Origin of the sequence: Streptomyces sp. NPDC046909, assembly GCF_040644695.1 — a bacterium.
GTDB lineage: Bacteria > Actinomycetota > Actinomycetes > Streptomycetales > Streptomycetaceae > Streptomyces.
Window position 1 is genome coordinate 13,343 of sequence record NZ_JBEYXC010000034.1, and the last position, 25,373, is coordinate 38,715.

General features: G+C 68.5%; 25 protein-coding genes. 9 read left to right on the forward strand and 16 right to left on the reverse strand.

Annotation, left to right across the window (positions count from 1 at the left end):
* Nucleotides 1-116: 116 nt before the first annotated feature.
* The 4 genes from ABZ928_RS52035 to ABZ928_RS52050 are packed head-to-tail and all read left to right on the forward strand — an operon-like array spanning nt 117 to nt 4,088.
* Nucleotides 117-1,274: a glycosyltransferase family 1 protein gene (locus ABZ928_RS52035; protein ID WP_361536635.1), complete on the forward strand. Its 1,158-nt coding sequence runs from the start codon at nt 117-119 to the stop codon at nt 1,272-1,274.
* Nucleotides 1,271-1,978, forward strand: a complete 708-nt coding sequence (locus tag ABZ928_RS52040; RefSeq protein WP_361536637.1) for a hypothetical protein — start codon at nt 1,271-1,273, stop codon at nt 1,976-1,978. Before ABZ928_RS52035 ends, ABZ928_RS52040 begins: the two co-directional genes overlap by 4 nt.
* Nucleotides 1,975-3,189 carry a hypothetical protein gene (locus tag ABZ928_RS52045; protein ID WP_361536639.1) on the forward strand — a complete coding sequence of 405 codons (1,215 nt, stop codon included), beginning with the start codon at nt 1,975-1,977 and terminating at the stop codon, nt 3,187-3,189. Before ABZ928_RS52040 ends, ABZ928_RS52045 begins: the two co-directional genes overlap by 4 nt.
* Nucleotides 3,189-4,088 (forward strand): hypothetical protein, encoded by a 900-nt coding sequence (locus tag ABZ928_RS52050; RefSeq protein WP_361536641.1) that lies wholly within the window; start codon nt 3,189-3,191, stop codon nt 4,086-4,088. The genes ABZ928_RS52045 and ABZ928_RS52050 overlap by 1 nt, the downstream gene beginning before the upstream one ends.
* Here the strand turns inward: ABZ928_RS52050 and ABZ928_RS52055 are convergent.
* From ABZ928_RS52055 to ABZ928_RS52085, 7 genes are all read right to left on the reverse strand, one after another.
* Nucleotides 4,046-4,561, reverse strand: a complete 516-nt coding sequence (locus ABZ928_RS52055; RefSeq protein ID WP_361536643.1) for an ATP-binding protein — start codon at nt 4,559-4,561, stop codon at nt 4,046-4,048. The genes ABZ928_RS52050 and ABZ928_RS52055 overlap by 43 nt on opposite strands.
* 283 nt (nt 4,562-4,844) lie before the next feature.
* Nucleotides 4,845-5,684: a hypothetical protein gene (locus ABZ928_RS52060; RefSeq protein ID WP_361536645.1), complete on the reverse strand. Its 840-nt coding sequence runs from the start codon at nt 5,682-5,684 to the stop codon at nt 4,845-4,847.
* Nucleotides 5,685-5,793: 109 nt separating this feature from the next.
* A complete protein-coding gene (locus ABZ928_RS52065; RefSeq protein WP_361536647.1) occupies nt 5,794-6,996 on the reverse strand; it encodes a hypothetical protein in 1,203 nt (400 codons plus the stop codon).
* Nucleotides 6,997-7,123: 127 nt separating this feature from the next.
* Nucleotides 7,124-7,855, reverse strand: coding sequence for an A24 family peptidase (locus ABZ928_RS52070; protein ID WP_361536649.1), 732 nt, complete (start codon nt 7,853-7,855; stop codon nt 7,124-7,126).
* A 59-nt stretch (nt 7,856-7,914) separates the two neighbouring features.
* Entirely contained in the window at nt 7,915-8,286 is a 372-nt protein-coding gene (locus ABZ928_RS52075) for a fic family toxin-antitoxin system, toxin component (protein WP_361536651.1), read from the reverse strand.
* On the reverse strand, nt 8,283-8,585 hold the full coding sequence (locus ABZ928_RS52080) for a hypothetical protein (RefSeq protein WP_361536653.1): 303 nt from the start codon (nt 8,583-8,585) through the stop codon (nt 8,283-8,285). Before ABZ928_RS52080 ends, ABZ928_RS52075 begins: the two co-directional genes overlap by 4 nt.
* 1,663 nt (nt 8,586-10,248) lie before the next feature.
* Entirely contained in the window at nt 10,249-11,775 is a 1,527-nt protein-coding gene (locus ABZ928_RS52085; protein ID WP_361536654.1) for a hypothetical protein, read from the reverse strand.
* 226 nt (nt 11,776-12,001) lie between these two features.
* On the opposite strand from ABZ928_RS52085, the gene ABZ928_RS52090 reads away from it, so the two are divergent.
* Nucleotides 12,002-12,562: a hypothetical protein gene (locus ABZ928_RS52090; RefSeq protein ID WP_361536683.1), complete on the forward strand. Its 561-nt coding sequence runs from the start codon at nt 12,002-12,004 to the stop codon at nt 12,560-12,562.
* Between the two features lie 73 nt (nt 12,563-12,635).
* Nucleotides 12,636-13,541 carry a DUF4231 domain-containing protein gene (locus ABZ928_RS52095; RefSeq protein WP_361536656.1) on the forward strand — a complete coding sequence of 302 codons (906 nt, stop codon included), beginning with the start codon at nt 12,636-12,638 and terminating at the stop codon, nt 13,539-13,541.
* 33 nt (nt 13,542-13,574) lie between these two features.
* Here the strand turns inward: ABZ928_RS52095 and ABZ928_RS52100 are convergent, their stop codons facing one another.
* From ABZ928_RS52100 to ABZ928_RS52110, 3 genes are all read right to left on the reverse strand, one after another.
* Nucleotides 13,575-13,730, reverse strand: coding sequence for a hypothetical protein (locus ABZ928_RS52100; protein WP_361536658.1), 156 nt, complete (start codon nt 13,728-13,730; stop codon nt 13,575-13,577).
* A gap of 1,576 nt (nt 13,731-15,306) precedes the next feature.
* Nucleotides 15,307-16,548, reverse strand: a complete 1,242-nt coding sequence (locus ABZ928_RS52105) for a hypothetical protein (RefSeq protein ID WP_361536660.1) — start codon at nt 16,546-16,548, stop codon at nt 15,307-15,309.
* A 230-nt stretch (nt 16,549-16,778) separates the two neighbouring features.
* Nucleotides 16,779-18,287: a hypothetical protein gene (locus ABZ928_RS52110; protein WP_361536662.1), complete on the reverse strand. Its 1,509-nt coding sequence runs from the start codon at nt 18,285-18,287 to the stop codon at nt 16,779-16,781.
* 329 nt (nt 18,288-18,616) lie between these two features.
* Here ABZ928_RS52110 and ABZ928_RS52115 point away from each other — a divergent pair, with 329 nt between their 5' ends.
* The 3 genes from ABZ928_RS52115 (at nt 18,617) to ABZ928_RS52125 (ending at nt 20,210) form a co-directional block, all read left to right on the forward strand.
* The gene (locus ABZ928_RS52115) at nt 18,617-19,135 is read left to right on the forward strand and encodes a hypothetical protein (protein ID WP_361536664.1); all 519 of its coding nucleotides are present in this window, start codon (nt 18,617-18,619) and stop codon (nt 19,133-19,135) included.
* A 17-nt stretch (nt 19,136-19,152) separates the two neighbouring features.
* Nucleotides 19,153-19,362, forward strand: a complete 210-nt coding sequence (locus ABZ928_RS52120; RefSeq protein WP_361536666.1) for a hypothetical protein — start codon at nt 19,153-19,155, stop codon at nt 19,360-19,362.
* A gap of 326 nt (nt 19,363-19,688) precedes the next feature.
* Entirely contained in the window at nt 19,689-20,210 is a 522-nt protein-coding gene (locus ABZ928_RS52125) for a hypothetical protein (protein ID WP_361536668.1), read from the forward strand.
* A gap of 144 nt (nt 20,211-20,354) precedes the next feature.
* Here ABZ928_RS52125 and ABZ928_RS52130 read toward each other — a convergent pair whose 3' ends face one another.
* The 6 genes from ABZ928_RS52130 to ABZ928_RS52155 form a co-directional block, all read right to left on the reverse strand.
* A complete protein-coding gene (locus ABZ928_RS52130; RefSeq protein WP_361536670.1) occupies nt 20,355-21,968 on the reverse strand; it encodes a hypothetical protein in 1,614 nt (537 codons plus the stop codon).
* A 125-nt stretch (nt 21,969-22,093) separates the two neighbouring features.
* Nucleotides 22,094-22,453: a hypothetical protein gene (locus ABZ928_RS52135; protein ID WP_361536672.1), complete on the reverse strand. Its 360-nt coding sequence runs from the start codon at nt 22,451-22,453 to the stop codon at nt 22,094-22,096.
* A gap of 592 nt (nt 22,454-23,045) precedes the next feature.
* On the reverse strand, nt 23,046-23,267 hold the full coding sequence (locus tag ABZ928_RS52140; RefSeq protein WP_361536674.1) for a hypothetical protein: 222 nt from the start codon (nt 23,265-23,267) through the stop codon (nt 23,046-23,048).
* A 32-nt stretch (nt 23,268-23,299) separates the two neighbouring features.
* A complete protein-coding gene (locus ABZ928_RS52145; protein WP_361536675.1) occupies nt 23,300-23,938 on the reverse strand; it encodes a hypothetical protein in 639 nt (212 codons plus the stop codon).
* A 43-nt stretch (nt 23,939-23,981) separates the two neighbouring features.
* The gene (locus ABZ928_RS52150) at nt 23,982-24,728 is read right to left on the reverse strand and encodes a DUF6083 domain-containing protein (RefSeq protein WP_361536677.1); all 747 of its coding nucleotides are present in this window, start codon (nt 24,726-24,728) and stop codon (nt 23,982-23,984) included.
* A gap of 169 nt (nt 24,729-24,897) precedes the next feature.
* The coding region (locus ABZ928_RS52155) for a hypothetical protein (protein WP_361536679.1) at nt 24,898-25,373 on the reverse strand (476 nt) is incomplete at its 5' end.

Genomic DNA, 25,373 nt, shown 5'->3' on the forward strand with positions numbered 1-25,373 from the left:
TTGAGTGCGTGAGTGAACCGTGAGTGAGGACAGTTCACCATTCTGTCGCCATGTCCGCCGCCGGTTTCCTGCCTCTCACCGGCCCGACCTTCGCGGCCGGTGAGAGGAGATGCGCCATGCCGCGCCTGCTGTATCTGCTCAACGTCTCCAACCCGGGCCGGTTGTCGGCCGACTCAGGCTTCACCTTCGCCGATCTGCTCACTCCCGCCCTGACGGACGCCGGGGCCGAGGTGACCGTGGCGGCCCCGGTCGCCACCGGGGACCCCCGGGTGGGCTTCGAGCCGACCCGGGCGCCGGCCACGAAGTACCGGGCCCGCTTCGACCCCGGCCTGGACGGACTGGCGGACCTGATCCGGCGTACGCGGCCGGAGGTGGTGGTGGCCAACCAGGTCGAGGCGGCCCCCGCGATCCGGGCCGCGCTGATGGAAGCCGGGACGGACGCACTGATCGCCGGGTACTGCCACTACCTGCCGTTCTCCTTCGCCGACGAGGGGCGGCTCGTGCCGGACCCGTCGCTGGACGACGGCGGGCTCGGGCACAGCGTGATGCTGGCCTTCTCCGCCGGGCTCGCGGCGTGCGACCGAGTCCTCGTCCACTCGTCCACCGCCGCGTCCTGGACGACGGCGGCCGCCGCCCGGATGGGCGTGGAGCTCACGGAGAAGCTGCACGTGGTGCCCGCCCCGCGCGACGAGCGCCTGGTGCGCGACCCCGTCGACGTCGCCGTACCGGACGGCCACGCGCACGCTGTCTACAACCACCGGCTCTACGCCCACTACGGCACCGCCGCGTTCACCGACCTGGCCCGCCGCCTGGTGACCGAGGCCCCGGTGCAGCTGACCGTGATGGACCTGTTCGGCACCCGCAGCCCCGAACGCGTCCGGCTGGACCCGAGTCCCGAGCACCACCGCGACGAGCTCGCCGCCCTCGACGGCGTCACGATCGCCTCCGACCGGGGCGACCGCGTCCGGTACCGCAACCTGCTGGCCGACGCGCACTTCGGGATCGCCCCGTTCCGCGCGGGCTGCCCCTGGTCGATGTCCGTCATCGACTGCCAGGGCATGGGCCTGCCGGTCATCGCTCCGCGCAATGGGTGGCTGGCCGAGCACATCGACGACGACCTTCTGTTCACCAGCGCCGACCAGGCCGTGGCCCTCGCGAACCGGCTCGCCACCGACGGCGAGTTCTACCGGCTGCACGCCAAGCGCGCCCACGCCTCCACCGCCGACTTCACCCCCGCCGCCGTGGCGGCCCGCTACCTGGAGGCCCTGCGATGACGGCGCTGTTCGACGCGGTGATGCTGTCGTACGACGAACCGCTCGCCGACAAGCTGCACGCCCGCCTCCAGCGGATCCTCGGCACGCCGGTGAAACGACTGCACGGCGTCCACGGGATGCGCCGGGCCTACCGGCTGGCCGCCGAAGTCGTCGACCACGAACAGTTCCTGCTGGCCGACGGCGACTTCGTGCTGGCCACGGAGTTTGCGCTGCCCACCGTCGAGCCACTGGCGGAAGGGGTGTCGATGCGGGTGTGGCGGGCCCGCAACCCGCTCAACGGCCTGATCTACGGCTACGGCGGGCTCAAGCTGATCCGCCGCTCGGCGCTGCGGGAGCTCGGCGACGCGGTCGACGTACTGGCCGCACTGCCTGGCCGGACCGAGTTCACCACCGACATCGCCGGGACCACCCGGATCAACCAGTCCCCATATCACGCCTGGAAGGCCGGTTTCCGGGAGTGCGCCATGCTCGCGCGCGGCAGCGAGTACGGCATGGACGACGCCGAGGCCGCCGAGCGGATCGCCGCCTGGACAGTGGGCGGGGAGGGCGACTTCGCCGAGTTCGCCGTCTCCGGCGCCCGCGAAGGCGTCGACTTCGCGGGCGAAGCCGCCCGCGTCCCGGCCCTGTTCGACAAGCTCAACGACCCCGGATGGCTCTACCATCGGTTCACCGCCGGGCACGGCGAACAGGCCATCGCCGGATGACCGCCGAGGCCCTGATCCTCGTCGAGCCGGGCGCACACAGGCCCGGCGGGCACCGCCACCGCGCGCTGACCGCGCTCGCGGCCGCGCACGGCAACACGGTCGTCCTCGCCCCGTACGGCGTCGCCGCCGAGACCCGGGATGCCCTCCTCGCGGCCGGAGCCCGGATCACCGTCCCCACCGGCACGGTGCCCGCAGGGCTCGCGGTGGCCGGCACATACACCGCGGCGCTCGCCGCGGCCGCGCGGCGGGTGTTCGCCTCCCGCCGCTGGCCGGTGACCGTGCGCCGTCTCCCGCACCAGGTCACGCTGCTGGCCCGCTGCCTGGCAGAGGCCGCCTGCGTCCGCACCGGCCGCCGCCTCACCGGCGGGGCGGGCACGGTGGTGGTGCTCAGTGCGAGCGAGGCCCTGCACGGCGCCGCCGGGCTGCTGGGCGGGGATCACCTCCGGTTTGTGCACGAGCTCGTCACCACGGAGGACACTGCGCTGCGTCTCCTCGGACTCCTGACCCGCCGCGGCGAGCGGCGGGTCAGGGTGCTCGCCCCCACCGACGCCTTACGCGAGGACCTGACGGCCCGCTTCCCCAGACTGCCTCTTCAGGTGCGGCCGTTCGCCGTCGCCGACCCCGCAGACCGGCTCACCGACAACGACCGCCGGCGGGCCCGGGAGGCCTTCGGTATTCCGCCCCACGAGGCGGCCGTGTGCCTGGTCGGCGGCTGGTGGCCCTACAAGGACACGGGCGTCGTCGACGCCGCCCTCGCCCGGCTCGACGTCCCCGTGCACGTGCTGGTCGTCGGCGGCCCGGCCACCCACGGCCTGCTCAAGAGATGGGCGGTCCTGCCGTACGTCCGCCTGCACACCCGCCCCGGACCCGTCCCCGAGACGGTGGTCAGCCAGGCGTACGCGGCCGCCGATGCGGCCCTGGTCGCCCGTAGGAGCGGAGTGGCCAAGGAATCCGGGCTGGTGGTCGACGCCGTACGCCTCGGCGTCCCGCTGATCGTCTCCGACCACGATCCGGCGCTCACCAAAACCCTCGGAGGGCAGGACTGGGTGCGCCTCTTCCCAGCCGGGGACAGTACGGCCCTGGCCGACGTCCTGCGAGACCTCGCCTGGACCCCGCTGCCCCGGCCTGCCCCCGGCGCGGCCGCCGACCTCGGCGTGCCCACGGCCGTCGGCCAGGCCGCCTTCCTCACCGACCTGAAGGAGTCGCGCTGATGCCTGCTCTGCCCCCGCTGATCGCCGTGGTCGGCCCCGTAGAGCCCGCCCTGCTCACTGCCTGGGTGAGCCACTACCGCGGGCTCGGGATCGAGCGGTTCCACCTCGCCTTCCACTTCACCGAACACGTCGATCCGGACCGGCGCCATCAGGTGCAGGACGGCTGCCGTGAGCTCGGGATCGTCCCGGACGTGGTCAGCGTGGGCGCGTGGCACGAGCACACCAACCCCCGGCTGCGGGACGCCCTGCGCGAATGCGCCGGCGCCGGGTGGCACCTGCTCGCCGACTCCGACGAACTCCATGCCTACCCCGCCCCGCTCGCCGAGGTGATCACCGCGGCGGAAGTCTCGGGGACCGGCACGGTGGGCGGGCTGATGCTCGACCGGGTGACGGCCGACGGCTTTCTGACCGGCTGGAGCCCGGAGCAGGGCCTGGACGCCGCGTATCCGCTCGGAGGGTTCCTCACCCACCGGCTGCTGCGCGGCGACCCACGCAAGATCGTGCTCGCGCACTCCGACGTACCGGTGGCGTCCGGCAACCATCGCTCCGAGGGACACCGGCCCGCGAACCGGCCGCCCGTCGTGGTCCACCACTTCAAGTGGCGCGACGGTGTCCGTGAGGATGTCGAGCGACGTGCGGAGCACTCGGCGGACGGCACATGGAAGACCGCCTCACCGGCCCGGCTTGCCGAGGCCCGACGGCTCCTGGAACACCTTCAGCGGCACGACGGCCGGATCGCCGTCGACTCCCCGCGGCTGGACTTCCGGCCCGTCTCGCTCACCGCCGTCCCCGATTGGTGGGAGGCGCAGGCCACTCCGCTGGTCGCCACCTGGCAGCCGCCGACCCCGGCGCCGGGTCAGACCGAGGTGGGCTCGATGACCTCTTCGCCCTCGTCATGAGGGGGCTCGAACCGGTCGTAGAAGTCGTTCAGCGCCTCGGGGGTGACGGTCAGCGCGTTGCCGTCCTCGCGCCGGTTGCGCTCTTCCAGGCGGCGCAGCAGCTCGGCCCGGTCGACCGGGAAGTACAGCAGACGGGTGCGGCCGCCCGCCTCGGCGATCAGCTTCTTCCACTCCTCGCGCTCCGTACGCAGCCACAGCCCGTGATCCAGCACCGCGTCCCGCCCGGCGGCGATCAGCTTCACCAGTTCCTCTCGGACCTCGGCGACCGCTGGCGCCTCCAGCTCGAAGTACCGGTGCTCCGGGTAGTCGACGCCGTACCGGCCGTGCCGGGCGTGCACGCGCTCGTCCACCGACAGCCGCACCACGCCGGCTGGCTCAAGATGCCGCCGCGCGTAGGTGGTCTTGCCCGACCCGGTGAGCCCGACCAGCAGATACACCACCGGCCCCGTCTCCCCGGACACCGACGCTTTCACCCGTGCTCCTCCTGCGTCCGCCGGAATTGCTTCCTGCACTCCAGCCTGCCACCCTCCACCCCTCCGCGCGGCCGGATCGGCCGCGCCCCACCCGGGAGGCCCCTCGTGATCCCTCCTCCCCTGCTGCACGCCCTGCGCGCGTACGTACGCCACGTGCCCAGCGGCCCCCGCACGCCCAAGCAGCGATCCTCTCGTCTTGTGGGTCCGGCCGGTACCTGGTAGCGCAGCTCAGACGTGTGCGGGGCCTGTGGCGAGGGCAGTCAGGCGTCACTTCGTTGACGGGTCATTCGTCGTCTTCCTCTGACGCGTCCTCGACGTTGCCCATCGCGTCGTAGAAGGCCTCGTCGTCGTAGCCGACGCTGACGTACTCGGGCTCGAACAGGTCGTCGTCTGGGTCGATGCCCTCGGATGACCGCATCACCTTGACCAAGAACTGCTCTGCGTCGGCGAGTAGGTCGGGGTCGTCCAGCCACACGCCGAACTCCAGACCGAGCCTTGAGCTCTCGGTTCCGTTGGTGCTGCCGAGCCACAGCCGTTTGGGGGTGAAGCCGGTGACGTCGGCGACGCCGGCTGGAGATCCGTCCTCGTCGTGCCACCACAGATGGCCCAGGAGGAACATCTTGGCGTGGATGAGGGGCACGGGACGGCCTCCGGTCTTGCGGAACCCGAACGAGCGGATGCTCGGGATAAGCAGTCCTTCCGTCCGGGGCGCGTAGGGGCCAATCACCGGGGGTGGGCCGTCATGGCGGGACACCAGCTCGGTCATCTCGGCGAAGACGTCGGCAGGGAAGCCGTTGCCCTGCTGGGCGTACTGCTTGAGCCGCTCGAACTTCTCTCTCCCCCGCTTCTTCAGCTCCTGCTTCGTGACGACTACGCACGCCGACGGGAATCGGTCGATCGCGTTCAGGAGAGCCGGATCGTCCAGCCAGGGCACGCATCCAAGGACTGCGGGTCCCAGGGAGCGGTACTGCTTCCAGCGGCCGTCGGGATCGGTGAGGAAGTCGTCCATCCCGGTCACCAACCCGGTGAGCACGTCCGTGCCGAAGTAGGCGTTGCTGCTGCGCTGACCGATCCCGGCCCGGAAGTGAAAGGTGTCTGGGAACTTCAGGCTGCCGTCGCTCATCGTTCCTCCCCCGACCAGTTGTGAGAGGAGCACTCTCGCCGAATCGGGTTGGTTGCAGATCCAGGGGCTGCTCGGGACGGCACCGTTGGCGCGCGCCGTCGGGCTGAGGTCACGGGTGGCGGAAGCCGCGGTCGGGGTCGCGGGCCTGATCGGGATCGAAGGCTGCGAACCAGTCGTGCGGGGCGAGATTGACCATGCCGAGCGACTGATGGATCTCGTTGTCAGGCTGCTCGATGCCGTCGAGGGAGTCGTCGAGCAGCATCAGCACGTCGTGGTCCTGGAAGAGGACGTCGGAACAGGCATCCCAGTCGAAGTCCGCCCGGTCTTCCGGCAGGTCGGCCACCGTGTCCCGCACGAGCCGCGGCCGGTTGCGCGTCAGTTCCTGGGCGCGGGCGATGCCGAGGTGCAGGGCCATCTCCTCGCTGGTGCTGCGCGGTTCGACATCGGCGCTGGATGAGCAGTCGGCGGCCAGGTCGTCGAAGGCCCGGGCCATCTGCCGCCGCCACAGGCCGTCTTGGTGCCAGGTCACCCGCGGCAGTGCGCCGAAGAGCCCGCCGGCGCTCCGCTGGGCCGGTTGATCACCCAGCGTGGACACCTCCTGCCACGCCTGGTCCGACAGTTCCTGAAGAGCCAGGTGCAGCACCGCTCGCGTGCGCGCGGTGAGGACCTCCTCCCCTTCGTCTTCTTCGTCCCAGTCCTCGCTCAAGGGGTCGGCTCCGCCGTAGCGGGCGCGGGAGCGCAGTTGCTCGCGGACACGGTGCGCGGCCTCTTCAGGGGCGGCCAGCGACGTGTCGATGATCAGCAGTTCGTCGGAGAACGGTTCGGCGCTCAGCAGGACGGCGGCCTCCGTGAGGAGGGCCATCTCCGCGTCGCCGGAGACACGGGGGAGGACCACCGCGTACTGGTTGTCAGTCAGCCGGTCGATGATGCTGGAGGTCAGCCCGGCGACGACCCAGGGGTCGTCCCAGGGCGCGTCAATGTGGAGGTCGTCGACCACGAGGACGTTGCCCGGCAGGTCGACGAAGTTCTCGTACTCCGGGGTGAACTGGCCGTCGGCGTCGAAGAGTTGATCCGCCACCACCGCGGGAAAGGACTGCTCGTCGGCGATGCGCTCGTGAAGGTTGTGGGCCTTCCAGTACAGGCCGCGCGTCGCACGCACACGGGCCACCGTCTCGTCGTCGGCGAGGAGGGAGATCTGCCAGGTCTGCACACCCTCCGCGGCGGGATCGAGAAGCCGGTGGACATGCCGGAACTCCAACGTCAGGGTGCTGGGATCCGCCTTGGCGTGAGACCTGGTTGTCTGATCGGTCATCGACTTCCTCTCGCCGTGCAGCCGCCGCGACGGCGCGATCCCAGGCTAGTCAGCACGAAGCCCGCCCTGTGCACCATCGGCACAAAGCACCCGATTCAGCGGCCCTTTGGCTCCAGGAGCCCCGGGGTCAGGAGGCGTGGGAGCCCAGGAGCACGCCGGCCAGCGTCCCGGTGAGCAGGAACGGGCCGAACGGGATCCTGCTCGTATGGTCGGCCCGGCCCGCGAGCATCAGGCCGATGCCGTAGAGCGCGCCGAGCAGATACCCAGCGAACGTCCCGGCCAGGACGATTGCCCAGCCGTACCAGCCCAGGACAGCGCCCAGGACGAGGGCGAGCTTGACGTCGCCGAACCCGAAACCCTTGCTGAGCAGGAAGAGCACGAAGTAGCAGGCCGCCAGGATGAGGGAGCTGAGCAGCGCGGACGTCCAGCTGCCGCCGGCACCGGGCAGCACCGAGACAATACCGAGCAAGGTGAGCGCGGCCGCGGCGAGGGGAAGGGTAAGGACGTCCGGCAGCCGGTGCACCGTGACGTCGACGACGGCGAGCAGAACGCCGACCGGGACGAGCAGGACCCAGACCGCCAGCTCGGGGCGAGTACTGCCGCCGGCGGCCAGTCCCAGGCAGGCCACGGCTGAGACGGTGGCGAGGACGGGCGTGTTCGGACCGTACGAGTCGCCGTCGCGGCAGCGGGCGCGTCCCAGCCACCCGGCCGCAACACCGGTGAGGGGATGTCCCGCGGGACAGGTGGCTTGCCAGGGCTCCTCGGGCGGCACGGAAAGCCGGTGGGCGGCACGCGGTATGAGTACGCCTGCGCCATAGCCCCACAGGACTGCCGCCGTGGTGATCCAGAACGTCTTCACCGGACGGAGCTTAAGGCGCTGGCGGGAGGCGCCCGGCGACTAGGTACCAGGGCCTGGCCTCAGCCGGCGGACCAGGCGCGCAGTTGTGCGGCGACTTCCTGGACACGGGCACCTTTGTGCTTGGCGCGCATGACGAGCGCGAGGGCTTCCTCCGGCTCGTAGTCCAGGGTGACGCCGTTGGCGTTGAGGAACGTCTCGGCGACCAGCCAGGCGAAGAACTCGTTCTTCGCCTCCAAGGGCTCATGCAGGGCGATGGTCTCCAGCATGGCGGCGGCCTTGAGCCAGTCGCTCGCGTACACGTCGCGGCCCATGTAGTGGGCCTGGGCACGGGCGCAGACAGCGTCCAGCACTCCCAGGTCGAGACAGGCCGGGTCACCCGGAAGGGTTTGCGCGATCTGCAGGAGCTCTTGCGGAATGAGGAACCGGGTCACGCGGCGTGACCGTGCTGCGGAAATTCGCGCAGGTCGCGGCTGCCCATGGGGGCAGGGTCAGGCCACGCGGCCGCGCTCGTGTCGGCGGCGCGGGTGTCTTGCGTCGCGAAGACCTCGGCGAGCCGCGGGATGCGGTCGCGGGTCCGGCCGAGGGCCTTGAGGAACGGGTCGTCGGCAGCCTTGAGTGCCGCGTCGCGAACAAAGTCCTCAGGAGACTGACCAAGGAGGTGAGCGGCGGCTGTGACGCGCTCGTATTCCTCCGGCGCGAAGGGCGGCACCTGGGGTCCGTTCTGGTCCATACGAGCGACGGTACCAGCGGGTCCAGCCCCGGCCGAAGCCGTTCGGGCAAGAAGAAAAGGGGCAGCGGCCGCTGAACGGCGGGTGCCCCTCCAAGTCTCCAGCGAACGTACGACCAGCAGCACGGACCCGGTCTGGGCAACAACTCCACGGCCGCCGCCCTCGAGAGGGACACGCGGGTACGACCCGCTACTCTTCTTCACCTGGAGAGTGCTTCTTTCCTTGCAGTGACAGGACCCTCGAAAAGTCCCATCGTTTCAGGTGAGCAACACTCTCCATCTATTTGGTCAAGACACGGACAGGCCCAGTCGCGAAAGCACGAGGCCTAGATCCTTTTCTCCTTCCCTCCCGCTCTTCAATGATCGCCTCTACACTTCTTTCATGGGGGATACGTGGCGCATCTTTTCAAGCGGGTTTGGTGCTGTATTTGACCTCACGGGTACGTCAGTCTTTGACTCAAGGCTCACGCGCCCTCTCACTGAGGCTGACGTGTTAAGAGAAGATCAATTTGCGGCCGGTGCGCGCTTGATCGATTGCGATCTGACCCCCGCCCCTAGATCGCTAAAGCGATTGATGGTTGGCCTCATCGCATCTTTGATCCCCTTGGTGTCCGGAGGTGCCTTGCTCGCATGGGGCATTGCCCGGGGAGACATCACGGTCGGGAAACTTGTGGGTAGCGTCGCTATCGGAGCAGCAAGCAGCTTAGTAGGTGGAGTTGTGGGCATGCTCCTCAAGCTCTTCCTCCTCAGGCGCCCTCGGCGGCTCCGTGAGCGATCACGGGAAAAGGTCGTCGCTGATGTGCCGGCCGAGGGGGAGATTCATGGGTGAGGAGCCCTGGAGGGCGCTGCCTCCGGCCGACCAAATTGAGAAGTGGAACGCACTGCACCCAGGGAAAGATCTAGGACTCCGCGCTTTCGCGATGGTGGAGAGGCAGCAGCGCCATGAACACAAGGTGCGTTGGGTTTCGATCATTAGCTCGACCTGTATTGCTATATTCGCCTTGGCGGGTGCCATGTATTTCATGGGGCAGGGTGATACGGCTGGCGGCGCTGCGCTTTCCTTTTCTTCCGCAGCTGGAATCGTAACGACCTACCTGACGCGACTGCTCCCCGATCGAGCGCGGCAGTCAACGGAGCCCGTCGCGACCGTGACAACGGGGGCGACCGGAAGTGCGACGTAGGCGTTCTCCGCTACCCAGCCCAGCCGGTGTCGCGTCTCTGGCCTCACATACGATTTGCCGGCGGCGCACGGCCGTGTCGGAGCGGCCGGTGAGCTTGGTCAGTTCCGCCAACGCAGTGCGTCCGTCAGGGTCTTGCGGACCGTTTCGACCAGACCCCTGGCTCCGGTGTCGTTACCTCAGATGATGTACCCCGTGAAGGACCGGGCGCCACGGCAGCCGGCGCTCCTCCTCGCCCACGTCCGGCTGCGGGCGCATGGCCGGGAACTCCGACGGAACACCGCCGTCGAAACGCGGCAGTCCCGCTGGGGCAAGCACACCTCGCACGGCAGGCACCTACTAGGTACCATCGGGTGCATGCCCTACACCGCCGTCGAAACGCGGTGAAGGGCTCTGCCGTGACTGCGGCCGAGCCCTCCGGCGTACAGCCACGCAGGCACTGAAGCGCTGGAACGCGTCGTGCACGACTGATGGTCACTCACCGCCGGCTATTCTCGGCGCCGCTCCGGGCGGGGCAGCAGCCAGCGCAGAATGCGGTGGCCCGCGAGCACCGGCCCCAGTCGCGCCGGCCACGGCCCCGGTCCCCACAGCTCGGTGAGTCGTTCGATCCAGTAGGTCTCGACGGTCTGGCGGGCGTGTTCCTGAGCGTCCGTCACGACGGCCATCTCTGCGCCGGGGAGGAAGCGGCCGTGGACTGGTACACGTACGACCCCGGCCGCCCGCATCGCGCACAGGCGGTGCTGTCCATTGGTAAGAGAACTGTCCCCCTCGTCCCAGCAGATGTTGTCGCGGACCATGTCCTGGGCCCACTGGCGGTCCTGAGGGCTGAGGTGGCTCATGGCATAGAGCTCTCTGGCCCGATCGGGCTCCTCGTCTTCATCGACCTCGGCGCAGGCCAGCACCGCCTCGGCGATGGCCTGCCAGTCGCCCTGGTGGTAGGGGCAAGCGGCGAACTCCTCTTCGGTGAGCTCGGCGAACAGCTCGGCATGGGCGGTCTGGTCCTCGCGGTCTCCGCCGGGGTACGTACGCGCAATGCGCTTGCCGCGTCCGGCGTACTCGCACCTGAACAGGCTGTGCGGCCAGGGCAGTGCCGAGGCCGGCACCGCGCGCACGGCTGTGACGCCGTCGAGGTGGAGGGTGCGGGCCTCGGGGGTGGAGAAGACAGTGGGATACAGGTCGGCTTCGTCCTCGGGTGCAGCAGGCCGGTGGTCGGCATCCTTGGCGCGCTGAACGTCGGGGTCAGGCTCGACGGCGCCGGTCAGCGTGAAGGGAGGTCCACCGCGCCGGGTGTCTTCCTTGTCCCAGACGGTGCGTTCGACGTTGGGCTGGACCTGGACGTGGACGTCCGCTTCCGGCAGGACGAGCATGCCGCCCAGCCCCTGGACGGTGACCAGAGTGACGGTGCCGTTTGCCCACGTCGGGTCGACGAGCAAGCCGGCGATTCCTTCGCCGGTGAGGTGTGCGAGCCATTCGACACGGTGGTAGCCCTCGTCGATCCCCCGGTCGCGCTTCGGGAACTGCACGTGGATCCGCAGGTAGTCCCCGATGCACAGGGCACTGGCCGGCTTGGCGAACGAAGCCGCTCGGCGCGTGGGCGGCACGCTGGCCGTCTTGGGACTGACGCCCACCGGTGCGGCGAGGTCGCCCCGGCTCCAGTGGACCTTTCGCGGCACCTGGCCGCCGACGAACAACGGCTTACCCATCGACCAGGTCGGGTGCTCTGCGTCCCAGACCAGGCGCTCGGGTGCTACCTCGGTCAGCACCCGGTGGTCGCCTGACCGGAGCAGCACCGGTCCGGGAAGTCCCTGGCAGCACACGGCGACAAGGGCGTCCGTCAACTCAGGGATCACGTCCATGGAGTCGGGGTCGACGAACGAGGGGTTGTGGATGTGCTCCACCCACTCGATGCGCGCGTACCCCTCCCCCGGCCGACGGGGCTCGGTGGTCACTCGGTAGCCGGCCACCGGAAGGTAGTCACCCACCAGCAGAGCCCTGTCAAGGCACGGTCTGGTCACTTGCGCGTCGCTTCCTTGCTCCGGCGCCATCGAGGCTTCACGCGCTGGATCTCGCTTCAATCGCTGCCTCCAATGGCTTCTACCGTGCCCTCTCCAGCTTTGCGTACCCCTTCCAGGAACGCCTCGGGAGGCCTGGCCGAGCATCCCGCTGACACAGCCTCAACCCCCGTGGCAGGGTCGACGGTGATCGACTCGGCAGACGGAGGGGGCTTCCGTGGAAGCACAGATGTGGGACGCACTGGTCAACGTGGCGAAGAAGGCGTACATCGCCGGGCTGGGCGAAGGCACAGTCCCGCGCCCGCTCATCATGCCGCTGGTGCGCGGCGAGCTGGTCGGCATGATCTGGGTCCGCCCGCTGAAGGTCGGCCAGGACGCGCTCACCGGGATCGCGGAGCTCGCGAACATCGCCGCGGCGGCCGGCGCGGACGAGGTGGTCCTGGTCTGGGAGACCCACGACGTCGCCACCGCCTGCGAGCTGCCCATCGTCGGCCCGGCACCGTGCCTGAACATGGTGCACGCCACCCGCGACGGGCACGTCCTGCACCAGTTCCCCTACACCGAGCAGCTCCTCTCCCTCAGCCCTGAGGGCTGGGCATCGATTGCCCCGGACTGGGGGCCGGCCCCCGCTCCGCAGCCGGGCGGCGAACTGGTGCCCCCGATCCAGGCCGCCGTCGAGTACTCCTTCATCCCGATCGAGATCGACCACCCCTCCCCGTTCGGGGTCACCGTCGTACTGATGGAAGAGGACGGCTACCGGGTGAGCCTGACCGAAGCGTTCGCCTTCTGAGCCCGTGGCACGCAGCTTCGACGACGACGCGCCCCGCCGTATCCGAGCCGCTGAAGAATGGATCTCTCAGAGCATGACCACGGATGTCGATGGTGAGGCGCCCGGCAACGACAACACGCCCGATGCGCAGCCGGATCATGCGGCTCTTCTGCACTCGGCAGACCGGTTGGCTGAAGCACGGGATATCCGCAGGGACGTCCTGAAGCTGGAGCGCGACCTTGCCCGTGCACGATCGGTCGGCCGAGTGTGGGGGGCAGCCTGGATAGTCGCGGGGCTCGCGTTCTTGGCCGGCGTTGGCTGGACGGTGTGGAACTGGCGGGCGCCTTCCCGGTTCGTGGGGCCGGACATCTTCTGCGGTGTCCTGATCGGGCTGTGCATCGGCGGGGCCTTCGCCGACTCCCGGTGGCGCAGCCCTGAACAGAGCCTCGTCGATCTGGAAGATGAGATCGAGGTACGGCGGGAAGCCGCGCGCATCATGAGTGCACTCCGTCAGCCCCCGCTCCACGAGCGCCGCAGCCTCTACCGTGAAGACGTTGCCGGCGTCATCGAGCAGCATCGGGCCGATAGCCGCAAGTACCGGCGCGTCCACAACACCCTGCAGAACCTCATCATGATCGGGTCCGCAGCTACGACCACCATTGCCGCCCTGGATACCCGGAACCAGTTCACCTGGCAGAACATCACGCTCGTCGCCATCGGCTTCACCATCACGCTGGCCGCCGCCTTCACCGGCTACTACAAGTACCGCGAACGCAGCTACTTCCTGCTGCACACGGCCGACGCCATCGAGGAGGAGGCCAACGCCTTCGCCCTCGGAGTCGGCCTGTACCGGGACTTTGGCCCCGACCAGGAGCAGGAAGCCCTGAAGCTGTTCACCCAGCGCGTCGAGGACCATCGCAACGAACAGCGCCGCCGCCAGCAGCAGCTGGACCAGCCCGCTGACCAGGCCACCCCCTCCAGCCAGCCGCCGGCGGCCTGACCCTGGACTCATCACCGCCGGGGCGCCGGACGGCTACTCGCCCCTCGATTCCTGATCCCTCAAGGCCTTCTTCGCCCGGTGCCAGGCGGCGAACAGCTCCGGGAGCTGTTCCAGAAGGCCCCGGACTGTGAACAACAGGATGGTGATGACGCCTGAGGCGGCCAGGATCCACAACGTGAGGGCATCCACCGGTTCGACACCTTCGTAACAGGGGTCGAACCGGCGTCGGTTGTTTGCTCAGTTCGACCGGAACGGTCAGAACTGAGATCCACGCCGACAGTAAAACTCAGGTACAGCAGAGGAATGGGATCAGGCGGCGAGGCGAGGCTCTCGCCACGAGCGGACGGCGGCGTGCAGGGGTCCGGGTCGTGGTTCACGGATCACGTAGGTCCTGACGACATGTCGGCTCGCCAGCACCTGCGCCTGCGTGACCTCACACTACGACTTGACACCAGACGGGCAGTCAATCTGGGCGATCCCGCCGCGCCCTTGGAGCAGACGTGGTAAGGCCACGACGGCGGGTGACGTGACTGATCGGCTCTGTGGGTGAGGCTCCGTCAGTTGACCTGGCGTGGCCGCGTCCCCGACGGCTACGAAGATCACAGCCCTGCCTGTGATCTTCGAAGGGGCCTTCTGTGTGCCTCGCCCGCACCGCCGCTCCGGCCTTCGCCCTCACCGTCCTGCTCGTGCCCACCTACCCCGCGCGGGTCCGGCGATAGTGGCAGGTCCTGCCTACTGCCTGACGTGACCGCCGGTGCCTCTCGTAGGCGACTGACGCTACGGCCTCGGCTCTTCTGCGGCTGTCTGGGGCTGCTCAAGCGGGGGCACACCACCATTGTTTCCGTCGTTCACCGCGTTTTCCTGCCCCGGAGAACTCGAGGCATAAGACCACACGTCTCGCGCGATAAGAACAATCCCTGCTGTCACACTGATAGCAACTTCCGGCGAGCATCCTGCGATGACGAGGCCGCAGACAATTCCAGCGATTAACGCGAGTACACCAAGCCTCTGAAAAATGAGCATGACGGCTCCTGCTGATGATCCGGACGAGTCCTAGCCCCGTGCTTGCCGACACGTAGCGGGCTGCCTTCCAGACTGGTGGCAGACGGACCCAAAAAGACATAGCCCAGAGAGGCCATCTCCCTCCCGTTCCGCTACCGTTAAGAGAACTCGAATATCAACGCGCCTCATAAGCAGTCATGGAACTCTGCGGCACAACGGGCATCTATTGTTTTGGCGCATAGTCCGTTCGGGCCATTCAAGATTGGGCCCGAAGGGGGTGTTGCGCTGTGCCCGCCTTCTGTAGCGTCATTAACTGGCGGCATTGAATATGCCTCGAGATGATCCGGGCGAGTCTGCGGCCACCAGGGCCCTTCGTTGCCGCGAGGGGCCCCTTCGCACGTCAAGGGGTGGATTGCCGCGTTCCCTGACCGGCCGCCGCCATGGTCAGCACACCAAAGCTCTGGCCAAAGGTGAAGGGCCTGTGTGGTCTGCAGTATCAACCGTGCGGGGCGGTCTCAGGCCAGCGGAGCCAACCTCGGTGCCGTGTCCCTCCTTCGGTGATCCGGCGGCCAGTCCCGCTGCCTCGTCTCCCTGGCCCGCTGACATAGGTGGCCCGTCGCCACGGGGGTTGGCGACGGGCCCCGGCCAACAGTGGCACAGCCTCTCCCGCGTCGCAGCCCGTCCGGCTGAAGAGCCCACCGAGGACAGGCGGATTCCGGGGCCGGCTGCCCCTTCACGCAGCCCGGTTTGACTTGCCCGGGAGCTACGAGTCCACGAGGTAGGCCTTCTCCCCCATCATCAGCGGGGCGCCGGCCGGTCCCTTGATGTAGGGGCCGCGCCAGATCACCCGGTGCTCCTGACGGCTCGGGTACCACTGGCGCACCTTGTGCATCCGCACCGGCCACCGGTGGTGATACACCCGTTTCTCGCCCACCGGATCCGACGGGCGAGGCGAGGGCGCGGCAAGCCGGATCACGCGGACATCGGGGTCCGAGGGCTCGGTGCCGTCAGCGCCGGCGCCTGCCCCGGGGGCGTCCCGCGGCGGCCCGACGGCGGTGACGCCCTGCGTGATCAGCCTCCAGAAGGCGAACATGTAGCGGCCCACGAAGTCGTCGTACGGGTCCCCTACCCGGCCGCCGGCCCACTCCCCGGTCTCGGGAACCGGCTCCGAACGCCACTGGGAGGCCTGGGCAAGGGCCTTCTGCAGTCGGCGATGCCGTTCGGACAGATCCGCGAGCATCTCGGTGCTCTCCTCGGCGAGGCACGCATCCCCGCGCATCCCGTACATGCCGTCCGGCATGAGCGGGGGAAGCGGGTTGCCGGACGAGCGTGCCTGGGAGACGGCCGCCCGCCAGCCGGCCGGCTGCACCGGCCCGTCACGGTCCATGAAGGTCGTCACCAGCACACCGGGGTACTGGGCGGTGGGCAGGGTCTGGTGCTGGGTGATGAACTGCCAGCCGAAGGCCCTGGTGTCCGACAGGGTGCCGATGCGGTTGACGACCACGACCGGCTCGGGCAGCACCAGCAGCCCGGTGCGCACGAGAATGTCCCGGTCGCGGTCCAGCGTGCTGATGTCGGCCGTCTCCAGGGTCGCGGCCGCGGCCATGACCGCGGCGTGTGCAGCGGGAGAGACAATGAGGACCTCGGCCTGCCGCAGCAGCTTCGCTATCTCCCGGATCTGCCAGGCCGCGGCCTGGCCCGCCGCCTGCGGCCACGGCGGCCGGTACCCCTGCTTGCCCAGCACCATCGACCACGCGACCTCCCCCTCCAGCCCGTCGGACCGTCCGATGACATCGGAGAGGTTGCTGTGAAGGAGCACGCTGTGCAGTTCCCTCACCACGTTGTTGATGTTGGAGGCGAGCTGCGTCTGCACCCACGGGTTCCCGGCCAGACACCGCTGTGTCAGGTCCCGTAACCGGTGCGCCTCCCGTGCCGCGCCGGCCGCCGTCCACTGCCCGGCCGTGTCCCTGGTGCGCTGACGCTTGCCCCGGCTCGCTTTCCCCACCCCGAAGTCCCCTCCCGAGTCGGCCAGTTGACGAAGCCGTCCTGCCGCGACAAACCGCGACTCGCGCTGGCTGTTCCCTGGACGCCTGGCCGGACAGTCGATGCACACGGCACGGTCCCTTCCGGGGCTACCAGGGAAGAATCCAGGGTCTTCGTCGCCCGGTGTACCCATCTGGACACCGTCCCGCCGCAGGTTTCCGATCACAGCTCACAATGCGCGGCAGACCCTGCTCAGCGGGTGCGTGGCGGGGTCATGCGGGCGTGGAGCAGGGCGGCGCGGTTGAGTTCGGCGCCCTGCTCGTGTTCCTCGTTGAACAGGGCAGTCAAGCCCTTGGGGGCGTCCCAGTGCTTGTGCAGGTCGACGGTGGCGCCGAGGTCGCCCAGGAGTTGGTGGACGACGGATGCGGCTTCGCTGGGACGGTCGCCCCACCCGTCTCCCCACCACAGGTGCTCGGCTGGTGTGCACGGCGCGGGGTGGACATGGCCGTCGCTGGTGAGCACCCACAGGGTGTGGTGCAGGACAACTGAGGCGAGTTCCGCGTCGCCGCCCGGGAGGGAAAGCGGTGCGTAGAACCGCCACACCTTTTTGCCGCCGTCGTCGGGCGTGCGCAGGACGGGCATGTCGGTGAGCGGGTCGATGAAGAACGCCTCCGGCTTGGTGTCCTGGGCGAGGACTGCGTGTGCGGCGGTCGGGTCGCACATCGTCAGCCGGTGAGTCCATCGGTCGCTGATGGTTCCCTGCTGGACGGGGATGTCGGTGACAGCTCCGAAGGGCAGCAGGTCCGGCTCGCGGCCGACGGCGACCTCGAGCGCTGCGACGGCGTCGGGGTGGGTGTGCAGGGCGAGCCCCAGCCAGCCGGCCTGAAGGGCTTCGCGGTCTCCGTCGCAGGGCAGCGGGTGGTGGCTGATGTCGGGTACGGCACCGGGGACGACCTGGTTCGGTGTGTCGCCGTACCCCTCCTTGCAGAAGATCTCGATCTCGTGGTTCGTGTTGTCGATCCGGTTGTTGCGGATGCTGTTGGCCATGTCCGTCGCGGCCACCCGCGAGGTGACGTCGAAGACTTCGTTGGCGGCGGCCCTGCGCAGGATCTTCTCGTTGTCGTTCGCCGGGACCTCGACAACTGCCGCCTGGGCGCCGGGCTTCCACTCCCGGATCAGACTCGAAGAGCGCAGCAGGTCGGGCCACCAGGGCATCGCCTGGCCGACGTAGGCGGCGACGTCGTCCCAGCCTGCTTCGTACTCGATGCCCGGGTGCGCGGTGTCGGCGGCCACCAGCGCCGGCCCGCCGAAGCCCATGTCCCCGTACAGCGCGCACACGGTGGTGACGCCGTCCTTGTTGCCGCTGCTGGCGATGGCGGAGGCGACGTCGGTGGCGGTCTTGGAGTCGTCGCAGTGCACGATGCGGATCACGCCGATGTCGGTGTGCCAGTCCAAGGCCGGCCCCCGTGCGGTGTCCCGGTATCCCAGCCAGCGGCCTGGAGCCGGGTTCTCGGGCACGGGGCGCAGCAGGACGGCGCCGCGGTGGGCGAACTCCGCAGTCTGGGCCGCCCAGGAGTAGACCTCGGTGGCGTTCCATGCCTCCTCGAGCTCCTGGCCGTTGCGGTTGAACGGGCTGTAGGGCCTGTCGTCCGGCTTGGGGAACTTGTCGTACTTCCGCGTCAGCCGCCACATCCCGAACGCCGTCACGCCCAGCAGGTGTTGAACTTCCACCTTGGTCAGATAGGTGTGGCTCACGCCCATACCGCTGCTCCTCACCTTCTCGGGGCCGGTGCAGCCCCCGGGGCCAGAGCATCGGACAAACCGGCAGATCGCCGCATGGAAAGCCGGTTGCTGTGCCCGGTTCCCCACACGGATTGGCCGAGAAGATGCTGTTGCGCGGCAAGCAGGGAGGGTGGCGCGCGCGAGGCCAGGCTCCCGGTAGTCCCCCGGGCCACCTGGCCCGCCGGGCAATTGGCCGCCACCGGCCCGAACGCGCAGGATGGCGCGAACTGATCCCCCGCTTCATCGGCGGTTCGACCTTCGCCAGCATTCGGCGCCCAAGTTCCCTGCCCAGCGGCCAAGATGACCGCATGACGTCCCTCCAAGACCCCGTCATGAACCTGATACGCGCATCCTTTGACCCGGCGTCGAAGACGGCGCGGAAACGCACGGAGTCGCCGGTGTGCCAGGTGGTCATCCGGGCAGCCGAAGCCGACCTGGCCGCGGGCGGCGCCGACAACGTCAACATGCTCGCGGTCGGCGCCGGAGTGGCCGCGGCCGGACTGACCGCCTGGCTCGCCAAAGAGCGCGGCGTCGACACGGCCGACATCATCGCCGAATTCGAAAAGAGCGCCGCCGCCCACGGCATCCCGCACGACCCGCTCGTCAAGATGCTCAAAACCCTGCTGACCGGCCCCACCGGCATGGGGCAGACCGCGGAGTTCATGGTCCACCTCTTCCACGACGACGAAGAGGCCTTCTACGACCTCATCGTCGACCTCGCGCACTACATCGCCACCTGCGTCGGCCTGCTCGCCACACACGACATCAGCAGCCGTGACGACACCCTGGAAGCTCTGGACGACATGCTGGAGACCTTCTACAACTAGCCGAACCACCCTCACCGTTGATCGCGGCTCTGCAGGAGACGACGTACGGCCACAGGTCGCTCCGTCTGCTCGCCCGCGCCGCGCTATGTCTCCTGGGCGTCGCCGCCGACGGGAAGCTCCTGCTCGATCTCGCGGGCCGTCCTCATCAGTTCGAGGGCCTCGCGGCGCAGCTGGCTGGCGCGTTTCTCGCAGCTGCTTCACGCGTCGGCGCTGCTGCTGGGGGCTGAAGGCGTTGACGTACTGCCCGCGCGGCCCGGTGAGGAGCCCTTCGGCGATCAGCTGGCGTACGGCGGCCGCGGCCTCCTTGGTGCCGATGTCGAAGCGCTGGCCGCGCCACCCCACGCGCCCCGGGCCAGGCCGCGTGGGGTGGCGCGGGCTGTCGCCGATGACACGGCCCAATGCGCAGCTGGCCGATCATCTCGCTGGCACGGCGTCACCCCCCGTGGCAAGGTCGGCGGTGATCGATTCGGGCTTCCCTTGGTTCCGCCCTCTCGCTCGTGAACACGCTCCGCCGGAAACTGGGCTTGTCCAACCCAGGGCTGGAGGGGATCCCATGAACGTGGCGAGTGCCTCGATCACAGCGGCAGTTGCGCTGCTTGGCGTGGTGCTGGGCGGATGGTTGTCGATCCACAATCAAGACCGGTTGTGGCAGCGTGACCATGCCCGCCAATGGAGAGACATTCGCCTCGCTGTCTACAAGGATTTTGTCGCTGCCTACCGCCAATACATCGCGTTCACGCTTGAGCCGACTGCCAACATCACTGCTGTCAGGTTCCCGCACAGTCCGGAAAAATTGACACCGTTCTTTGATCAAGCGGGGCGGCCCTACAAGGAACGCCTTGAGACAGCCGCGACGGCTGTACGTCTCGTGTCCGAGTCCCTTGACACCCTGCGCGCTGCCAGAGATGTCGTCAGGAGCGTCCGGGAGATCGCCGCCTCGCGAGCGACGCACTCCGAAGGAGCCCTTCCCGCCGAGCCTTTCCAGCAACTGTGGTCGGCCCAACACACGTTCTTACTCGCAGTCAGGGCGGAGTTGGGCCTAGCGGTTTTACCGGTGGGCACAGACGAGGCCTGATGCGCTCACGCCAGCCGACTTGGTGCAGAGAAGGTCGGCGTGGAGGAGGAGGCGTACACCGCCGGGTTGGGCGAGGGAGCGGTCCCGGGCCCGCTGAAGGCTGGTGGGATCCGGAGGGCAGAGCGCACTCAGCATCCGGCTCGGCTACGGGTGAGCCTTCTTCAGCCGGGTGTACTCCTTGGCCAGTTCGACCCGTGAGCGGTGCGGGCCGCCCAACGTGGTGCACCGCTGCTCGGGTTCCTGGCCGCAATCGGGACAGGTCACCTCGTACACCCGCCACGGGCGCCGCGCCCGTTGCTGTTCCCTGCGTTCGTCAATGATCGGCTTCAGCCGTTCGTCGTGCGGCACTCGCCTCGTCTCACCGGGCATGTCGTCGACGGCGCATTTCTGGCCGGTGTTCGCCCCGCAGCGCGGGCAGCGCCTCTCCAGCCACCTCTTCCGGGTAACTTGCCGATGGAGCTGCGGAAGCCGCGTCCCTTGTCCAGTCTGGAACGGGCCCACGACGCGACGTACCCGATCCCTCCAGGCCTCGACCTTCGCCCGACGATGCGGCCCGATACTGCCGGCCTCGCTCGCTGCCCGAAGCAGCTCACGGACCATGATCCGCAGATCGTTCGGGTCCGGGTCGGGCGGAAGCTGGTCAAGGTCATCGAGGAGGGTGTCCAGGTACTTGCTCCTGGCCGCCGCGATGGCGGTGAGGCAGCCATCGGCCGCGTCGATCACGCGGCTCTCCTCCTCGGAACAGGTGTCCTCGGCAGCCGTCTTGACCTGCCGCAACAGTTTCCTAACCTTCCCGGCCTGCTTCTCGGCCACCGCTTTCTCCAGGTTGGCGAACAGCGCCCTGCGGGCCTCGGCTTCCTTCTCGATCCAGAGGAGGCCGGAACGCCGGGCGGCATCCAACTGCTCCTGCGGCCGCCGGCTCACACCGGCGAGTTCCTCCATCTCGCGGCACACCGACTCCGCCAGGGCGATGGACTCGGTCCGGCGGGCGTAGAGCAGCTTGCGCAAAAGCTCCCACGCCCGGGTGTCCTGCGGCGTGTCCGTCTTCTGTCCCGGCGTCCACTTTGCGGGCGCCGCCGCGCTGCGGGCCTGGATGATCCGCTGGACCGCCGGCGTCGACAGCCCGCGCTCCGTCACCTCGCACTCTTCCAGGGCGAACCACTCGGTGGGCCGCGCGAAGGCCTCGGTCCCGATCCGCACCCGCCTGCTCGTGCCCTCGCTCTCCAGGCTGATCCGGTGCACGTACCAACGCCGGATCAGCGTGTCCCGGTCGACCGGAACGCCCAGGCCGAGCACCGGCTCCAGGCCGTCGTCCCACACCGGCGCCACCGCCTGGTCCAGGTGCACCCGCAGCGCGCCGCGCGGCCAGCGGATATCGACGACGGAACCGAACGGCGCCCCGGCCGAGCCGGTGTACTCGAAACTCGCGTCCTCGCCGCGGCCGGCGAGCCAGGCCGCGGCCGCCGACCGCACATACAGGTGATCCGCGCTGTTCACGCCGCGGGCGCGGCGCCCGCACACGTGCGGCAGCCCGTCCGGATCCGGGTGATGGGCGAAATGACAGGCGCGATCCGTGTACAACTTCGTGGTCAACTGACCACCGCAGCCACCGAGCAAAGTCCCGCACCAGAAGGTCTCGCCCTCGTAGCGGTGGCGGAACACGTCCAGCTCGATGGCCTCCATCGGCAGCATCAGCGGCTCCTCCGAGTCCGCGCTGCCGAGCACCGCCGTCTGGATCCGTCGTTTGTCAGCCCGCAAGGAACGCCCCCCATCCCGTCTCGCCAACTCATCGTGTCACCATCGGAGTTCACCAGCCAGATCGCACTGCCGGCTCGCCGCGAACCGCTCCGGCGAGCATCGGTCCGGCGAGCATCGGTCCGGATTCAGGAGACGTGGAGCTGCCCCAGCGGCCGGCCGCGGTCGGCGCGTGCCGACACCAAGGCCGCCAGCTCGCCGGCGTCACTGAAGTGCGGCCCCTTCCAGGCGACAGGAGCGGCGATGGCCTCCACCCTGACCTCGGTACCGAATCGCCGGGCAGCTTCGAAGAGCCGCTCCAGGATCCGGAGCGCCCGCACGTCGAGCACGCCAATCAGCGTCCACCAGGTCCGCGACGCTGGGTCGAACTGGGCGACGGAACGCAGGAGTTGCCGCTGCGCTTCAAAGGCGGCCGGGTCCGCGGGGGCTGCGGCTGCGGTGACCTCCAGTACATACCGCACAGGGTGGGAGTTGGGAGTCGACGTCATGATGGGGACGGTAGCGGCCGCCACTGACAACAGACGGCTATTTAGAGGGCGTAGCCGGGCCTCCACTCGTCGGCCAGCGGCGGGTACCGCGAGGGGGTGGCGAATCGGCATGCTGGGCCGGGAGTCGACGGCCACGCTGATGGAGACCCTTTGAGGAGAGGGGTGAGGGCCCATGCGGCGGCGTCGGAGGGCAAGTTGGTCGCTGGCGGCCTGGTTCTGGATGGCGGGTGTTGCCGCCACGGCCGCCGCGGCGATCTGGTTCACCACCGGGTGGCTGCTGCACTCCACCGAGCAGGCGATGAATCGGGATCCGAGGGCAACCGGTACAGATCGGGCCCGCGTCCGGGTCGAGGCGGTGCGGACCGGGCTGGCCGCCGGCGCTGGAGCGGGCGCGGCGGTCGGGTTGATGCTGGCGTTTCGCCGCCAGGCCCACCAGGAGCATGACGCCGCCGAGCGGCGCGTCACCGAGCTGTACAACGCTGCCGGCGAGCAGCTCGACTCCAACAAGGCCCCAGTCCGGGTTCACGCCGTGCTTGCACAAGTTCGAGCGACTGGAAGGAAGCTGCCTCTCAGTACGTGGTGCAGTCCACGATCACGTCGCAGTGCGGGTCGCGGAGGGCTGGTGCAGATGCTCGTTCGCCAGGTACGCCGGGGAGGCAAGGACGCCCAGCAGGCCGGGACCGGTGTGGCTGATCAGGACATCCACGTCGTAGATACGGTCCCGCTCGGCGGAACGGAAGTACAGGCACATGCGGTCCTCGTCGGTGATGACCGCACCGGTGAGCAGCGACTTCCACGAGACGTGGGTGGTCACGAAGGAGCGGACGACCTCGAGCAGGCGATGAGTCAGGTCTCGCCGTTGATCGACGGGCTGAGCTGCACCTGCGCCCACTGGGCTGGTGCAGCTGGCACGATTCCGATCTTGGGCCTGGAGGACTTGACGCACAGCCACAGACTGCATTCAGTGAGGACTCCGTCGTTAACGGTGATCATCTCGCCGGACTTTGCATAGCTTGGCAGCTTCGGGTATGGAACGCCTTCACCTGTTGTGCCGAATTCAGCCTGCCGGTCTACGAGTCGGATCTGGCCGCGCGTCTTGGACTCGAACTGGCCGCCACAATTCTCCTCAGACTGCGCGATGATGCCGGGGCCTTTCGGGCCATTACCCTGGAACTTGCCGCCGGCTCCCTTCTCGCTCCAGCCGACGACGCCCTCGTCGTTGTGCCCCAGCCCGAGGACTCCGTATCCGAACCCGCGCCCCGGCAGAGATACTTGTCCGACAACACCCGCTGCCGTTCTCAGGCCAAGCACGGGATCTGCGGGAACTTCACCCTCATTTGCCGTTGTGCCCCATACGCCGGCGGCGACTTGATATACGAAGTTCGCCGACCTTTGAGGGCGGTCCACGTCCTTGCTGTCTTTGAAGAATCCCCAGACTCCAGGGCTGGCGACAGACGTGGACTCACCAACCAGGTTCGTGCCCATGATGTCTCTCCCGACTGTCTTTTCTGCGAGTGCCCTGGACACTTCAAGTACGGCACTGGCCTGCAAGACTTGCAACCTGAACCCCTGCTCGCCCACACCCTGCGGGCCACCTGGCAGCAGCGCACCGACAACACCCTGACCGTGGACGGGTACGTTCGTCGGACTTCTTGCGGAAGACGGCCCGGGCCTGGGCCAGGGACAGGTTGTCGTCCTCGTGCTCAACCATGGGGCAGAAGGCGGGGTGCGGGACGTGGCACATTCCGTGGCCGCCGTCTCCGGGGAAGGCGACACCGCCCATCACATGCCACCGCATCTGGGCCGGCACCGCGGCGGACGGGACGGGCTTGGGCACCATCGGGATGCGCCGGTGGTCGTAGCGGTCGAAGTACTCCATGAGCAGTCCGCAGTAGCGGCACCGCGTCAGGGCATCCCGTCGCAGGGTCGTCGTTCCGTTGGATCGGTGCAGCCACATGGTTCGTGTGGAGGCGAACCCGGAGGTGCCGGGTTCCTTTGCGGTTCCGTCCCAGTGATAGCGCTCTGACACGCACCCCTTGTATAGAAAGACGGCTGTTGATTCTGGTATGCACCCTTTCGGGGGCGTGTCGGGCCCAGCCTCTACGGCAGAGACGATCTCCCGACCGCACGAAGCGGCCACCAGCAGCCGCGAGAGGGCGAGGGGGGTTGCCACAGCCGGACCCGCCCCGCACTGGACGGTCAGACGCGAACGCCGCCGACGCGGGCCCCCTGGTCGATGTCGTGGCATCGAGTCCGGCGCCCGATCACCTGCCATGAAGGATCACGCGTCCTGGACGACTACCGTCGGCCGGGGTGCCGCCGCAGTGGGATAGACAAGCTGCCGGGTGCGACGGCGGGGCATCAAAGTGACGGCCGCGGGTGAGCATCGCCTCCTGAGAACTACCCAGCGGCCAACAAGAGTTCGGTGGTGGTGGTCGGGAGTGTCAAACGGCGCCGGTCTGAGACAGATACACAGGTCGCACGTCCCACATGCCGTCCGGACGAAGCGTCAAGCCACCGTGTTCCAGTTCGTCCACAAGAAGCCCGAGCAGTTCGTCGTCGCCCTCCACGGGGGGTTCCCCGTCTTCGGCGAGTTCAGTGTTCAGTGCCTGCCGTAGGTCGTTGAGTGTCAGTTGCACTGGCTGCCCCTGAGGGTCGACCACGGTGAAATGACCAGCGGCATAGGCTTGGTCGAAGGCCTTCTGCCAGGCCTGTAGCACAGCGTCGACCTTCTGATCTTGACGAACGCGGAGAGCCCGGACCTGACGGTCTTGCCTAGCTTGGCGATTACTGCGGTTCTTCGGCTTCTTTTTCTTGCCCATGTCTGACTGCCTGTTCTCTATCCGCTCGTGTGGTCGGTGTGGTTCGAACGGGGTGCTGGTTCGGGTGAGTTGAGCGGTGTTGAGGCATGAAGGAAGGG